Here is a 15927-nt window from a genome sequence, read left to right as displayed (position 1 = left end):
GAACTAGGATCTATTTTCTAGGAACTACTCCCCAAAATCTTCCTCTACCTAAGCGCCCTTCAAACGTGCGATCCCTCTCATAAACCAACGATTGTCAGCAATTAATTACAATTACGATCACATTTCATTTACATCCCACCTTGAAATTCAACCTCTAATTGCCTATTTATTTGTATATACATTATCGATTACAGAACACTAAATAACTTCAGGGTCATGAAATGGATAGAGTGCTGACAAACGTCAATATGGTCACCCTAGCGGGCGAAGCTGGCTACCAAGTCATCGGTGATGCCATGATTGGTATTCAAGATGGCATGATTATGTATGCCGGTCACAAAGATCATTTTGACTGCCACGGCCACCCTGAAGTCATTGACTGCCAAAGCGCATTGGTCACACCGGGATTAATAGATTGTCACACTCACCTCGTCTTTGCCGGCAACCGTGCAGAAGAGTTCGAACAACGCCTTAATGGTGTGCCGTATGAGCAAATTGCCAAAGCAGGCGGTGGGATCCTTTCAACTGTTCGTGCAACCCGCGAAGCATCAGAAGATACCCTTTTCAAGCTGGCGTGCGAACGTTTGCAAGGTTTAAAAAATGAAGGCGTAACCACCGTTGAAGTTAAATCAGGTTATGGCCTCACACTTGAAGATGAGCTGAAAATGCTCAGGGTCGCTCGCCGCATTGGTGAAATGCCAGATATCAATGTTTCCACTACCTTGCTCGCGGCCCATGCTCTCCCACCAGAGTACGTTGGTGATCCAGATGGCTATATCCAATTCATCTGTAATGAGATCATTCCAGCTGCAGCCCATGAGCACTTAGCCGATGCCGTCGATGTGTTCTGTGAAGGCATTGGCTTTAGTACCAGCCAGTGCAAGCAAGTTTTCCAGGCTGCACAAAAGCACGACCTTGCCATTAAAGGGCATACCGAACAACTTTCCAATTTAGGTGGTAGTGCCATGGCCGCTCGAATGGGGGCCTTGTCTGTAGACCATATTGAGTACCTCGATAACGAAGGGGTTGCTGCACTCGCTGCTTGTGACACCGTTGCTACTTTGCTACCCGGTGCATTTTATTTCCTACGTGAAAGCCAAATGCCACCGCTTGATCAGCTACGTCAACTGAACGTGCCAATGGCAATTTCCACTGATTTTAATCCCGGAACATCACCCATCGCCTCTATTCGCACCATGATGAACATGGCATGTACCTTATTCCGGTTAACGCCTGAAGAGTGCCTGCGTGGCGTTACAGTCAATGCAGCCAAAGCTCTGGGACTAGGTGAGCAACGAGGGCAGATTTGTTCGGGCATGAAAGCGGATTTAGCCATTTGGAATTTATCTCATCCTGCTGAACTGTCATACCGTCTAGGAGTGCCTGACCTCAAGGCGCGAATAGTTAATGGCGAATTGTTCAATCACGCTGGTTTTTCTAGTTCAGGGCAATAAGGAGAATCCTATGTCGGTAGATATGAGTGTCTGGCAAGGTCGAAGCGATCCTGAAGACGGTAACCTCGGGTTACGTTGGCATGAGGTGATTAAGCCAGCAGATGAAGTGAATGATGCTGGCATTATGCTGCTCGGCTTCGCTTGTGATGAAGGTGTTTCTCGCAACAAAGGCCGTACCGGTGCCTATGACGCCCCTATCACGATTCGAAAAGCCCTGGCAAACCTTGCTTGGCACCACACCGAGCCCGTTTACGACGGCGGTGATATTTCCTGCAATGATGGCAACCTTGAGCTGGCCCAAAAACGCTTAGGGGAAGATGTCAGCCGGGCACTGCGTCAGAAACACAAAGTCATCGTTTTCGGTGGCGGCCACGAGGTAGCTTGGGGAACTTTCCAAGGTATCGGTAGTTATCTGCTGCAAAAGCAGCACGCTCAAGAAGGTGTCATTGAACCAGAAGATCTAGACACCCCCCTTCCGGTTCCCAAAATTGGCATTATCAATTTCGATGCCCATTTTGATCTGCGTAATCCGCCATCTGGTGGCTCTGCCGAGCAAGGCAGTTCAGGGACACCGTTCCAACAAATCGCACGTTTTTGCGAATTACAGGGCTGGCCGTTCAACTATGCCTGCCTCGGCTTGAGCCGAGCAGCCAATACCCAGGCATTGTATGAGAAAGCCGACAAACTGGGTGTGCTTTATTTCGATGACTGTGAACTCACCCACCAGCGCCTGCCACTGGTAATAGAGTCTCTGGAACACTTTATCGCCCAATGCGATTACCTTTACCTGACCATAGATATCGATGTGTTCCCAGCCAGTACTGCACCGGGCGTTAGCGCACCGGCAGCACGTGGTGTACCACAGGACATCATTGAGCCATTAATGAATACCGTATTAGCTGCCGAAACGCCCTCGGGAGAGAAGAAAGTTCTGGTTGCTGATATGGCGGAATATAACCCGAGATTTGATATCGACAACCAAACAGCACGACTCGCTGCGCGATTGGCCTGGACCATCGCCCGTGCCCTACGTTAACCACCGCCGCTGTCTTTATAAACTATTACAGTGACAGCATTGCAAGGAGAGCCACATGACACATGATACCCAACCACGCTTGGATGAAAGCCGCACCATTATTGCCCCAACAGGCACAACGCTGAATGCCAAGTCATGGTTAACCGAAGCGCCACTGCGGATGTTGATGAATAACCTCCATCCCGACGTAGCAGAACATCCACACGCTTTGGTGGTATATGGCGGCATTGGTCGTGCTGCAAGGAACTGGCAGTGCTATGACAAAATTGTCGAAGTACTAAAACGCCTCGAAGAAGATGAAACCTTATTGGTTCAATCCGGTAAGCCGGTTGGAGTATTCAAAACCCACAGCAACGCGCCACGAGTATTGATTGCCAACTCGAACTTGGTCCCTCACTGGGCTAACTGGGAGCATTTCAACGAGCTCGATAAAGAAGGCTTGATGATGTACGGCCAGATGACCGCAGGTAGCTGGATCTATATCGGCTCACAAGGCATCGTACAAGGCACCTACGAAACCTTCGTTGCTATGGCAAAACAGCACTTTGATGGTGACAGTTCGGGTCGCTGGATTTTAACCGGCGGTCTTGGTGGCATGGGTGGTGCGCAGCCTTTGGCAGCTACCATGGCCGGTTTCTCAATGATTGCGGTTGAATGTGATGAGAGCCGTATCGACTATCGCCTACGTACCGGTTATGTTGATTGCAAAGCAACGTCTCTTGATGAAGCCCTAGCGATTATCGAAGAAGCGAAACAAACCGGTAAGCCTGTATCTGTTGGTCTGCTGGGCAATGCAGCAGATGTTTTCTCTGAAGTTGTTCAGCGTGGCATTGTACCAGATTGTACTACTGACCAAACCTCTGCCCATGACCCATTGAATGGTTACCTGCCGCAAGGCTGGACCATGGAGCACGCTGCCGAGATGCGCCTAAGCGATGAGGCCGAGGTAGTAAAAGCTGCCAAAACGTCGATGGCAGTTCAAGTCGAAGCGATGCTTGCCCTCCAGAAAGCAGGCTCTGCCACCGTTGATTACGGGAATAACATCCGCCAAATGGCATTTGAAGTCGGCGTGGAGAATGCCTTCGACTTCCCGGGCTTTGTTCCAGCCTATATCCGTCCTCTCTTTTGCGAGGGCGTAGGGCCTTTCCGTTGGGCTGCGCTGTCTGGCGATCCGGAAGATATCTATAAAACAGATCAAAAAGTAAAAGAGCTGATCCCTGATAATCCTCACCTACACAATTGGCTCGATATGGCTCGTGACCGTATCCAGTTCCAAGGTTTACCTGCACGAATCTGCTGGGTAGGTCTTAACGATCGCGCTCGCTTAGGCAAAGCGTTCAACGAAATGGTCAAGAACGGTGAGCTGAAAGCACCGATTGTCATTGGTCGAGACCACCTCGATTCAGGCTCGGTTGCCAGCCCTAACCGTGAAACAGAAGGCATGATTGACGGCTCTGACGCAGTATCTGACTGGCCACTGCTTAATGCCCTGTTGAACACCGCTTCTGGCGCAACGTGGGTCTCGCTACACCATGGTGGTGGCGTGGGTATGGGCTTCTCACAGCACTCGGGGATGGTCATTGTCTGCGATGGAACAGATGAAGCCGCTGAACGCGTTGGCCGTGTACTACGTAATGACCCTGCTACCGGTGTTATGCGTCACGCCGATGCCGGTTACGACATTGCGGTTAACTGCGCCGAAGAGCAAGGCCTCGACTTACCGATGATCCCATCAACCCAAAAATAATAAGATCACCTAAAGGACGTTGTATGTACCAAATTGAAATCAATCCAGGGAAACTGTCTCTCAAGCAGCTTCGACATATTAGCCGCCACAAGGTGACACTGTCACTTAACAATACTGCTTATGATGACATGTTAGCCAGTACCCAGGCCGTTGAGCAGGTGATCGCAGAAGACAGAGTCGTTTACGGAATCAATACGGGCTTTGGCTTGCTTGCCAATACCCGTATCGCCGTCGAAGATCTAGAAACCTTGCAACGCAGTATTGTTCTGTCCCATGCCGCTGGCATTGGTCAGTTCATGGAAGATCATACGGTCAGGCTGATGATGGCACTTAAGATCAACAGTCTTGCACGTGGTTACTCGGGGATCCGCCCTAAAGTGGTTGAAGCGCTTATCACGCTGGTTAACGCTGAGATCTACCCTTGTATCCCGCAGAAAGGATCCGTAGGTGCATCAGGCGATCTAGCGCCATTGGCTCATATGAGCACGGTACTGTTGGGTGAAGGACAGGCCCGTCATAATGGCGAGGTAATTAGCGGCGCGGCAGCACTGAAAATTGCCGGTTTAGAGCCTATCACCCTTGCACCAAAAGAAGGCTTGGCATTGCTCAATGGCACGCAGGCTTCCACTGCTTTTGCGCTTGAAGGTTTGTTTGCCGCCGAAGATCTGTATGCCTCAGGTACCGTCTGTGGTGCTATGTCTGTCGATGCAGCGCTTGGTAGCCGCCGCCCGTTTGACCCTCGTATCCATCGCGTGCGCGGTCACCGTAGCCAGATTGATGCTGCGATGGCCTATCGCCACCTACTCGACAAAGAGAGCGAAATTGGCTTATCTCACCAGCAGTGTGAAAAAGTCCAAGACCCTTACTCTCTACGCTGCCAGCCTCAGGTTATGGGGGCTTGCTTGCAACAAATCCGACACTCTGCCGATATTCTGGAAATCGAAGCCAATGCGGTTTCTGACAACCCATTGGTGTTTGCCGAAGACGGTGACATCATTTCAGGGGGGAACTTCCATGCAGAGCCGGTTGCCATGGCTGCCGATAACCTAGCATTGGCCATCGCCGAGATTGGCAGCTTGTCAGAGCGCCGCATGGCCCTGTTAATCGATAGTGGGCTGAGCAAGCTACCACCTTTCTTGGTCGATAACGGAGGAGTGAACTCGGGCTTTATGATTGCACAGGTGACGTCAGCAGCACTGGCCAGCGAGAACAAGACCCTTGCCCACCCAGCTTCTGTCGATAGCTTACCGACATCGGCTAACCAGGAAGATCATGTCTCTATGGCGACCTTTGCAGGCCGCAGGCTCAAAGACATGGCTGAGAACACCCGGGGGATCTTGGCTGTTGAGCTGCTCGCCGCTGCACAAGGCTTGGATTTCCGCTCGCCAAACCGCAGTTCAGATCGCTTGGAGCAAGCCAAGGAAATGCTACGTGCACGTGTGAGCTTCTACGATAAGGATCGCTACTTCGCACCGGATATCGAAAAAGCCAATGAGTTATTGCTGGAAGCCCATTACAACACGCTAATGCCATCACAACTGTTGCCTAGTCTTTGAGTAAAGCCTCACAACAGCTTGGTATAGAGTGATATAGAAAGCGCCTCATATTGATTTAATATGAGGCGCTTATTTTATGTTTTCCACTATTTGCTATGCGCTACTTGCGATTAAGCGACCAACTCCCCCGCCCCTTTGGCAGAGACTTCACTGTTCTCGACTAAGAATACCGTTGCCGCTTGCTTGAGTTTTTTCCACTCTGCATCATCAACCTCTATCCCCTCACGCCAAGCATTTAAGTAGGTGTTTCGTAAACTGGCTGAATCGATTTGCTGATACCCTTGCACACTCGGAGATGGGAGAGCGAAGTTAGAAACCGATAATTCAATGGTCATATCATGCACATTTACATGGGCTTCTGAAACATGGCCTTCAGAAACTTCATCAACTTGGTAAAGCTCAGGGAAGACACACCCTTTATTGAGCACATAGAGGGTCTTTTTCGCATCAGAGCCATTTGACCACTGTGCCTTGCAGGCCAGCCCTTTCGCTGACAGCTTCACCAGTTCGCTATAAGCAAGCCAACGGTTGTGGCAATTGCTGACATGGATAGTCAGTGATTTCGTCTCTATCATTTGCTCAACCGCATAATCAATCACGCTGGGTAAATGACAAGCGATGCTCGCTCCAGCCATGTCGATTTCAATCTGATCCGACTTAGGCTTTACTAAGGTGACCGGGCTATCCTTTTCATTAGCCAAAAAAGGCACGGCTGTATTAAAGTGGCTGACGCCATTGAGACCGACCATCTGCAGATCAGCAACCATATTTGCTATCACATCCGCTTCACCACAGCAGCGTCGTAAACCCAGGAAGGCTTTGTATACGGCAGTGACTAGTTCATTATGAGATACAATCATTTTGCTTCTCCTGCTCGATCTTGCTCTGTTAACTCTGCTACCGATGGCAGGATCGGGAATAACCACTCACCATCGTGAATTTCATCCAGCAACGGAGAACCTTGGAAGAAAGTCACTTGCACCCAACGGTCAGAGCGCGGATCGAACTTGGTTGCACCAAATACCGCAAGCTTACAGCGCAACAAGTGCATCGGTAGCGAACCTTTGTGCAAGACATTCATCTGGATATCACCCATGACTTTGTTACCCAAAGTCCATGCCCGCTTGGCAATCCCCCTGAACTGCGGATTCAATACCAAAAACTCGGCCAAGGTTTGTTGCGGCTCGCTTTGTAGCAAGGCGCTATATAGTCGATATACCTGACGGCCAATATCCAAAGGCAGCTCACGCTCTTCACCTGCCTCTACACCTCGAACACCGAGGCGCGGCTCTTCTTTGTCTTGCGAGCGATACCAAAACCAGTAGTTGTTCTCCGGCAGTTGGAAATCAGTATCAATGGCCCAACGGTAACGACTTTCTAATAAGTGCATGAGATCTTGCACTTTCTTACCGCTGGTCAGTGCTAACGTCTCATCGCCGTTCATTTTCTCTTGATAGCTATCTGCAATGTCCGGATATAGCTCCATCACGCAAGAAAGAATAATTTCTTGTGCTTCCAACCCAAGATCTTGCGAAAGCTCAACAAAGGCATGCCAATCTGATGTGCGCTCTAGAGCTAAGTTGGCAATTTCCTTTCTGAAAGAGGTTAACTCTTCAGTGGCCTGTTTGTTCAGTTCACGCTGGTGATCGTCAATCGTGACGACTTGTTTAAGGTGAATCACCGCCTGCTGTAGCAAATAGCTAAGCTGAGGAAACTTAGCTGAGTCAAAAGGTTGATCTAATATCTCACCCAATGCTTGCTCACGAGTGGTCATCCACTGATCAACAATACAAGGGTGGTTGATCAAATAGGGTGCCATTCCCAAACCGGTGGCATTACCCACGCCAAGGTAGCGTTGCAGTGAACGGTGCAAGGTTGTGGCTTTTTCACCTCCTTGCTGCTTCGCGAGATAATGAATCCAATCAAGACTGAACTCACGCAGCAAATACACGGCACACATCTGGGCGCTGAAAGACTGGTGGAAGTCTGGGTTATCTTCCAGCAATTTGAAATCTGCAATACCGAACTTTCCGTTGCCGTATACCGCAGTCGTTCGCAGGATATAACCGACATTCGCCAACTGCTGTGGATCGGGCTGCTCACCTTGGGCAAGGCTAGACACTAAGTGTTCAAATACCCTCACACTTTTATTGGCACGGGCTAACACTAAGGCACTGTTAGGATTACGGCCAGCTTCCTGTAGCGGTACATTGGCACGTAACCTTTCGAGTAACGATGAGTCAACCTCTCCTTGAATAAGAGCAAAAGTGACATCCCATTTTTCGGCAATGACACGGTCATTACGCTCTTCATCGCTGATTTCGTCGCAGAACACCACAAGGTGATAGTGGTTTTGCTGGGTTTCTAGGCGATAAATCGCATGACCATAACCTTCAGGTGATAATTGCCAATCATATTGACTCACCTGCCATTTCTTCTGCGCCATCTGGCGAATAAAGTAACGGACAAAGCTGATTCGGTTTTGGTGCATTGCACCTAGTCTTTCCGGTGCCATAACCACTTCTGGCTGGCGTAAGGTGTTATCAGATTTCAGGGAACGATGTGCATCCATATTGCTCACCACCAATTTTATAATTATGTTTCTGGTTTAAGGCGTCCAACTACCGCCCGGGAATGTTGTTGTAGAGTACGTGTGAATCCATTTGAGTCTGTAAACTTAAACCCCTTGCTCTTTAGCCATCTTCATCGCAATTTTGGGGGCATCCCATAGCGACGGCAGCAGAATGAGCGATACCGGTACAGCGGTTATCACAATGAATGACTGCAGTGCCGATACTCCTCCGGAGCCAAGCGAAATCAATATAAGTGCCGTCAAACCCATCATCACGCCCCAGAAGGTTCGGATGAAAGCATTTGGCTCGGTTTCACCACTGATCACCACACTGATGGTGTAAGTCATCGAGTCACCTGTTGTCACGATGAAGATCGTGGTCAGGATCAGGAACAGAATCGATACAATTAGCGGGAACGGTAGCTGCTGGGTAATCGCCAGTAGTGCCCCCGGAAGATTGAATCCTTCAAACGCCTTACTCACTGAGCCTGGGTCGGCCACTTCAAATGCCACACCGGTACCACCAACGATGGTGAACCAGAAGCAAGTCACGAGCGGTGCCATCACACTGTGAGTCATGACCAACTGGCGAATTGTGCGACCACGGGAGATACGCGAAATAAAGATTGCCATCATAGGGCCATAACCTAGGAACCAGCCCCAGAAGAACACAGTCCACCAGCTTAGCCAGCCTTCATCGCCACGGTAAGTAGACATTGGTATGAAATTATCCAACATGGTGCCAACACCTTGCAGATAACCATTGATGACAAAGTTTGTCGGGCCAACCAGCAAGATGTACAGCATCAGGCCAACCGCCAAGATAATATTCCAGCGGCTAAGGATCTGGATCCCGCGATTCAGACCACTCAAGGCCGAGATGGTATAGATTGCAATGGCAAACAAAATGATGATCAGTTGAGTGGTAAAACCATCAGGAATGGCGAACAAGGCATTTAGGGCATAGCTGATTTGCAAACCGAGGAAGCCAATAGGGCCGATTGTCCCTGCTGCCACCGCAATAATGCAGCAAGCATCGATTGTCGCGCCAATAGCTCCTTTGAGGGCTCGTTCACCAAGCAAAGGATAAAGCAACGTACGGGGTTTAAGCGGTAGCCCTTTGTCATAGTGCAGGTGCATCAGCACAATAGAAGTGAGGCATCCGGTGATTGCCCATGCCAGAAAACCCCAGTGCATGAATGACTGTGAAAGGCTGTTAATCGCCTGCTGCCAAGGTGTCGCGGCCTCGCCGTACAGCGGCGGAGCGCTAACATAGTGGGCAATCGGCTCTGCCGCAGCCCAAAATACGCCACCACCCGCTAAAAGCGTACACAACATGACGGCAATCCAGCGGAAGGCATCGGTTTCAGGCTCATCCAGGTTGCCAAGTTTAACGTGGCCTGTTCTGCCTGCTGCTAAAGCGAGGCCAATCAAAAAGGTAAGTAGCAGCAGAATTTGCCAGTAAGGACCAAAATATTTAACCGACCAGGCAAACCCGGTATTTACAAAAGAAGACAGCAACTCATTGTCATATAGCGCTAGGGTGACAAACAGAGCGATAAAGCCGCCACTAAGCCAGAGTACCGGATTATTGACACCGAGCTTTTCTGTTAGGGTTTCTGTTGTAGGGTGTGTGCTTTTCTGCGAAGGCTGAGTATTAATGGTTTCAGCCTTTGCCGTGTTCATAATGTCAGACATAAATTGTCTCCAGCGGTTAGTGGATTTGTCTGGGCAAAGATAATTAGGTGGCCTGCTGGAGTTATTGGAATGGCAGGCCTTTTAAGTACTTGTGTTACTGCTCGGCGGGCTCAATACCGCTTTGCAGGAAGTTGAACCAGTTACCGCCAATGATTTGGCCGGCTTCGGCTTTACTGAAACCTGTCTTGATCAATCCGTTGTAGATGTTCTCCATCCCACGGCTACCGCTAAACCAAGGCAAGGCATCAGGCCAGCCCGAATTGCTTGCTGAACCTTCACCGTAATCCATCGCTTTCGACCAACGGCCGTTTCGCATCCATTCAAGCACTGATTGTGGTTGGTTCAGGCACAAGTCACTGCCGATACCGAGATGCTCAACGCCGACCATTTCTGCGGTGCGGGCAACCATCTGGCAAAAGTCTTCCAAGGTACACTGGCTGCCATTTGGCAAATGGAACGGATAGAGGCTAAAGCCCAACAAACCACCTCTGGCAGTCAGTGCCTTGATAACGGTGTCCGACTTATTGCGCAGCGCATCATGGGCAAAGGTCGGGTTGGCATGGCTGATGCAAATCGGGCGTGCCGATAGATCAATCGCTTCAAGGGTTGAACGCTCAGCGCTGTGCGACATATCGATAATCATGCCGACACGGTTCATCTCCTCAATCACCTGCTTACCAAAGCGAGTGACACCGTTGTCGTTTTGTTCGTAGCAACCTGTCGCCAGCAGGCTTTGGTTGTTGTATGTCAGCTGCATGATCAACAGCCCCTGACGACGCATCACCTCAACCAAACCAATTTCATCATCAATGGGTGAGCAGTTCTGCGCTCCGAACATGATCCCGACCTTGCCTTGCGCCTTTGCACTCTCTACATCTGCCATCGACATCACCGGCATGATCAGATCAGCATTGCGTTCGAACAACAGGTTCCACTCGGCAAAACGGGTCAAAGTTTCACGGGCATTCTCGTGATACACCAAGGTCGCGTGCACGGCGTGGATACCGCTGGCCTTCAAGGTCTGGAAGTATTCCCGGTCCCAATGGCAGTACTGCAAGCCATCAATCACTATTTCCTGCTGGTACATAGGCCACTCCTTAGTAAGGACGCTGGTAGGCAGTTTTCACTACGGTGTAGAACTCTTTTGCGTATTGGCCTTGCTCGCGAGGACCAAAGCTCGACTCTTTGCGGCCACCAAATGGTACGTGGTAATCCGTCCCTGCCGTCGGCAGGTTCACCATGGCACAACCGGTTTGGATCTGCTCTTTGAACAATGCGCTGGTGCGCAGGCTCTGGGTGATAATGCCGCCGGTTAAACCAAATCGGGTATCGTTGGCTGTGGCAATGGCTTCATCCAAATCAGACACCTTGATGACACAGGCCATAGGGGCGAAGACCTCTTCTTGGTTCACTTCCCAGCTGTTTTGGGTGTTCACGAACAGGGTTGGTGACATGTAATAGCCTTCGTGTTTCAGGTTCAAGCGCTCGCCACCAAAGGCTAGCTCAGCGCCGCTTTGACGGGCATTCTCCACCCAACCGAAGTTAGCTTCAAGCTGCTTGCCATCAACCACCGGCCCCATGAAAATGCCATCCTCTAATGCGTGGCCTACTTTCAGCTCACTCATGCGCTTGATTAACGCTTCAACGTAGGCATCGTGTATACCGTCCATCACGACCAAGCGGGATGAAGCAGTACACTTCTGCCCTGCTCCGGAAAACGAGCCGGCAATGGTTGCTTCAACTGCGATTTGGATATCGGCATCATCAGCAACGATCAAGGCATTCTTGCTCCCCATTTCAAGCTGGCAACGAACAAAGTTTGGCGCCGTTGCAGCCGCCACTTTACGGCCAGTGTCTACCGAGCCCGTAAAGCTCACCGCTTGGATCTGCGTAGAGTTAATCAGCGTATCCCCGACTTCCGCCCCGCTGCCCAGTACCAAGTTGAACGTGCCAGCAGGCAAGCCTTGGCGGGCAATGATTTCTGTTAGCGCCACTGCACTGGCAGGGGTTAGATTGGCCGGCTTCCAAATCACACTGTTACCAAAGGCCAATGCTGGGGCAATCTTCCATGCTGCTGTCGCTGTCGGGAAGTTCCAAGGCGAGATAATCGCTACAGTACCCACGGCTTCCCGAGTCACTTCCACAGAGACACCCGGACGAACAGAAGCGGCGGTATCACCAACCTGGCGTAGCACCTCAGCGGCGTAATACTGGAAGAACTGACCAGCGCGGTAGATCTCACCTCGACCTTCTGCGAACGGCTTACCTTCCTCGCTGGATAACAAGCGGCCCAGTTCGTCACAACGAGCAATTAGCTCATCACCAATGGCCTGCAGCACTGCCAGCTTGCGCTCCATCGGAGTTTTCTCCCACTCCGGTTGCGCTGCATTGGCCGCATCAATGGCTTGCTGAACCTGAGCTTGGCTGGCTTGGGCAAAGTCACCCAAGCTCTCACTGATATCTGATGGGTTGATGTTTGCAACAGTGCGTTGGCCTGACTGCCACTCACCTGCGATATAAAGGGATTGCTCTGCTTGAATTGTCGTTGTCATTGCCATTTCCTTATTCCTTCACCGCGGCGTAAACCACTAGCTCAACTAACATTTCTTCTCGTGCCAAACCCGCCACTACCATGGCTGCACGATTTGGGTATGGGGCATTGAAGTACTCGGCATAAACCTTGTTGACGGTGGCAAGGTACTCTCTGTCAGTCACATAGATCAGCACCTGCAATACAGAATCCAATGACTCACCCGCGCACTCCAAGGTGTGGACTAGGTTGTCCAGTGTTTTGCGGGTCTGGGCCTCGATCCCGCCGTCCACCACAACGCCATTCTGATCAATAGGGATCTGCGCGGTGTAGAGCGTTCCATTATGGGTAATGGCCCACTCAAGCGGGGCTTTAGATGCAAATAGAGAGGTTTTGACAGCTTGCTTTTTATCTTGAAGGCTCACGCTCAACTCCACTTTTGTAATCAAGATGTTTCGAGATGGTTAAATCATGCACTAACCGTACTGATATATCTAACGGTTAATTTTTTACAATTGATAAATTTTATTTAACACTTAAGTTAAGGCATGATGGATAAAGGGCTAACAGGGAGGGTTCAATGGGAATTAAGCTTCAGCAAATGATTCATTTTGTGATGGTAGTCGAAGAAGGCGGCTTCAGAGCCGCAGCAAAACGGGCAAACCGCTCACAGGCAGCACTGTCTACTTCTGTCAAAGAGTTAGAAAGGACATTAGGCCAAGCGCTGTTCGAAACCGGACATAAGGCGCAACTCACCCCATTTGGTAAAGTGTCTTACCCTAAAATTTCCCAGTTCTTGAGTATTTACAATGATCTCGATAATGATCTAAAAGCCATTGCCTCGGGTCAGCAAGGCAAAGTGCGCATCGCTTGCGTCCCTTCCGTTGCCGCTAAACTGATCCCGAGCGTGTTGGCAGCATTCTGTGAGCGCTACCCCAAAGTAGAAGTGAGTTTGATAGACGATAACGCCGCAGGGGTTGAAGCTAGGTTATTAGCCGGAGAAGTCGATTTAGCCTTGGGTAACTGCTCACAGGTTGAAGATGATGCCATCTCTTTCACTCCCTTATTGTCAGATCCACTTGGCGTAGTTTGCCTACAAGACAACCCTCTCGCCCAGCACGAACAAGGGATAAGCTGGGAAACTTTGCTCAAGCAACCGTTTATTCGTAATGGTACCTGTACGTTACTAGAATCGACGCCTGCCCATGTGCTCAGTGAGAAAGCGCTCTATTCCGTCGAGAACATCACCTCTTTATTTTCTGTTTTGGAATTGGGAATAGGTATTACCACCCTGCCTAAATTAGCTTTTCCTACAAATGAAACCAAGTTGGTCTGGCGTCCATTGATTGATCCACCATTGAAGCGTGATATCGGTATTTTCCGTCTCACCGACCGGACTATTTCGCCTCAGGCAAATGCATTTTATTCCCTTTGTGTTGAATACCTTATGTATACCGGCGAAGCACTGGATAAATAAATAGCAGGAGATAAGACGGTTTGAGTCATACACCCACAAAGCCAGTGCATAAATGAAGACAAAGAAGTGCTAATTGATGCCCAATGGAAAATTAATCAAAGGTTCATACACGCTAATTTGGCAATCAAACATTAAAACCTTGATAAATACCCAGTTATTCGCTCAATAAATAGACTACTATGTTGAGAGGCAACAAGCCCAACTGCATATTGATGTTTCGTGGAGGATGCTATGTGGCAAGCAATTTCTCACCAACTTTCTGAGGTATTGGATAGACCATTCAAAATCAGCGAAAAGGAAGTGCTTGAAGGCGGTGACATTAATGAATGCTACTGCATCGGCGACGAAGACGAGCGCTACTTCGTCAAACTCAATGACCGCGAACGGCTTGTAATGTTCGAAACTGAAGCCGAAAGCCTGAGAATGCTCAACGAAACTGACTGCATTCAGGTGCCTCAGTTTATCCATCTAGGCGCAACCAAAGACCGTGCTTTCATTGTGCTCAATTACCTGCCGACCAAAGTGATCGATAACCAATCTGCTTATACTCTTGGTGAACAGTTAGCGCGAATGCATGCCTGGGGCGAACAGGGCGAATACGGCTTTGATCTCGACAACTATGTAGGCCGAACCCCGCAGCCCAACCAGTGGCGCAGGAAGTGGTGCCGCTTCTTTGCCGAGCAGCGTATTGCGTGGCAATTGCAGCTCTGCTCAGAAAAAGGGATCGACTTTGGCAACATAGACACGATCACTGGCAAGGTTATCGATCTTCTGGTCCACCACCAGCCTAAGCCATCTTTGCTTCATGGTGATCTTTGGCATGGCAATACTGCCCTTACCGTCACCGGGCCGATCATTTTTGATCCTGCCAGTTACTGGGGCGATCGCGAGTGTGATATCGCCATGACCGAGTTGTTTGGTGGTTTCCCACCAAGCTTCTATGAAGGTTACCAGTCTGTCTGGCCGCTGGATGATGGTTATGAGGAGCGCAAAGATCTCTACAACCTCTACCATGTTCTTAATCACTGCAACTTATTTGGCGGCAGCTACATCACGCAAGCTGAACAAATGATGGAAAAACTCGGGCTAAAATAAATATTTTTTAGCAGTTCGTCATTTGTGTGACCGTTTAACGATTCAAAGCCGGAGCGACAACTTGCTCCGGCTTATACCTGATACTGGTTATGCCAATGCCCTCGCTGAGCCATTGCTGAGCCATTGCTGAGCCATTGCTGATAGCAAACTTAAGTCGTTACTCGAAGTAAATAAGCAACTTTTTGCAACTAACAAGTAACCTACTATTTTGAAAAGGTGTAAATTAAACCATTATATTTTTTGCACCTTTTTACCCCCATGCATTCACACAATAAATGTTCCAATTCTGACCTAAGTTTTATTTTGTTAATATAAACAAAAATTTATACGTCCAGTCTTTTTTCATGTTCCAACTCCTGACTTTTATTTCTTTTTCAGTTTTTTCTATCACTTCAAACTTTATAGTTAATTTGAGGCGAAAACGAACGCTTAACGCTAAAGTTAAATCATTGAACTGAACCGGTCGTGTTCTTGAGAATTATTGCAACTTGGATGCTAATTCTTGTCATAAGTTTGCAAGGAGTACACTATGAAGAATTTCACAGAGCAGACAGTGGTATGCCCACATTGCGGCCACAACATCCCCATTACCCTTGATGCCAGTGCAGGTAGCCAAGAGTTTTATGATGACTGCCCTGCCTGTTGCCATGCTATTCACCTAAATATGCAAGTTGATGAGCAGCATAAAACCATCAATTTGTTTGTGGACGCTGATGATGAGCAAATATTCTAATCTTTAATGTTGGCGACAATTAATCACCA

Annotated in this window: 13 protein-coding genes; 7 read left to right on the top strand and 6 right to left on the bottom strand. The window is 49.3% G+C overall.

Annotated elements, in window-relative coordinates:
• Window positions 1-221 precede the first annotated feature (221 nt).
• Genes hutI through hutH form a run of 4 tightly spaced genes read left to right on the top strand, consistent with a single transcriptional unit; the run spans window position 222 to window position 5793 of the window.
• On the top strand, window positions 222-1454 hold the full coding sequence (gene hutI, locus ACXAD4_RS07705) for an imidazolonepropionase (RefSeq protein WP_475240275.1): 1233 nt from the start codon (window positions 222-224) through the stop codon (window positions 1452-1454).
• A gap of 10 nt (window positions 1455-1464) precedes the next feature.
• The gene (gene hutG / locus ACXAD4_RS07700) at window positions 1465-2490 is read left to right on the top strand and encodes a formimidoylglutamase (protein WP_475240272.1); all 1026 of its coding nucleotides are present in this window, start codon (window positions 1465-1467) and stop codon (window positions 2488-2490) included.
• A gap of 55 nt (window positions 2491-2545) precedes the next feature.
• Window positions 2546-4237 carry a urocanate hydratase gene (gene hutU / locus ACXAD4_RS07695; protein ID WP_475240270.1) on the top strand — a complete coding sequence of 564 codons (1692 nt, stop codon included), beginning with the start codon at window positions 2546-2548 and terminating at the stop codon, window positions 4235-4237.
• Window positions 4238-4260: 23 nt separating this feature from the next.
• Window positions 4261-5793 (top strand): histidine ammonia-lyase, encoded by a 1533-nt coding sequence (gene hutH / locus ACXAD4_RS07690; protein ID WP_475240268.1) that lies wholly within the window; start codon window positions 4261-4263, stop codon window positions 5791-5793.
• Between the two features lie 110 nt (window positions 5794-5903).
• On the opposite strand, the gene ACXAD4_RS07685 is transcribed toward hutH, so the two are convergent.
• From ACXAD4_RS07685 to ACXAD4_RS07660, 6 genes are all read right to left on the bottom strand, one after another.
• Window positions 5904-6653: a DUF3726 domain-containing protein gene (locus ACXAD4_RS07685; protein WP_475240265.1), complete on the bottom strand. Its 750-nt coding sequence runs from the start codon at window positions 6651-6653 to the stop codon at window positions 5904-5906.
• Entirely contained in the window at window positions 6650-8365 is a 1716-nt protein-coding gene (locus ACXAD4_RS07680) for a hypothetical protein (protein ID WP_475240263.1), read from the bottom strand. Before ACXAD4_RS07680 ends, ACXAD4_RS07685 begins: the two co-directional genes overlap by 4 nt.
• A gap of 105 nt (window positions 8366-8470) precedes the next feature.
• Window positions 8471-10063 (bottom strand): BCCT family transporter, encoded by a 1593-nt coding sequence (locus tag ACXAD4_RS07675; RefSeq protein WP_475240261.1) that lies wholly within the window; start codon window positions 10061-10063, stop codon window positions 8471-8473.
• A 94-nt stretch (window positions 10064-10157) separates the two neighbouring features.
• Window positions 10158-11150 (bottom strand): membrane dipeptidase, encoded by a 993-nt coding sequence (locus ACXAD4_RS07670; RefSeq protein WP_475240259.1) that lies wholly within the window; start codon window positions 11148-11150, stop codon window positions 10158-10160.
• Window positions 11151-11160: 10 nt separating this feature from the next.
• Window positions 11161-12621 (bottom strand): aldehyde dehydrogenase family protein, encoded by a 1461-nt coding sequence (locus ACXAD4_RS07665; protein ID WP_475240256.1) that lies wholly within the window; start codon window positions 12619-12621, stop codon window positions 11161-11163.
• 4 nt (window positions 12622-12625) lie between these two features.
• The gene (locus ACXAD4_RS07660; protein ID WP_475240254.1) at window positions 12626-13018 is read right to left on the bottom strand and encodes a RidA family protein; all 393 of its coding nucleotides are present in this window, start codon (window positions 13016-13018) and stop codon (window positions 12626-12628) included.
• A 155-nt stretch (window positions 13019-13173) separates the two neighbouring features.
• On the opposite strand from ACXAD4_RS07660, the gene ACXAD4_RS07655 reads away from it, so the two are divergent.
• From ACXAD4_RS07655 to ACXAD4_RS07645, 3 genes are all read left to right on the top strand, one after another.
• Window positions 13174-14070, top strand: a complete 897-nt coding sequence (locus tag ACXAD4_RS07655) for a LysR substrate-binding domain-containing protein (protein ID WP_475240251.1) — start codon at window positions 13174-13176, stop codon at window positions 14068-14070.
• 231 nt (window positions 14071-14301) lie between these two features.
• On the top strand, window positions 14302-15165 hold the full coding sequence (locus ACXAD4_RS07650) for a fructosamine kinase family protein (protein ID WP_475240248.1): 864 nt from the start codon (window positions 14302-14304) through the stop codon (window positions 15163-15165).
• Window positions 15166-15694: 529 nt separating this feature from the next.
• Window positions 15695-15898 carry a CPXCG motif-containing cysteine-rich protein gene (locus ACXAD4_RS07645; protein WP_317521193.1) on the top strand — a complete coding sequence of 68 codons (204 nt, stop codon included), beginning with the start codon at window positions 15695-15697 and terminating at the stop codon, window positions 15896-15898.
• Window positions 15899-15927: the final 29 nt, after the last annotated feature.

This window comes from Photobacterium sp. AWH4_225 (genome assembly GCF_056158405.1).
Note: the sequence above shows the minus strand (reverse complement) of the source record. Positions and strands in the feature narration are given on the sequence as shown.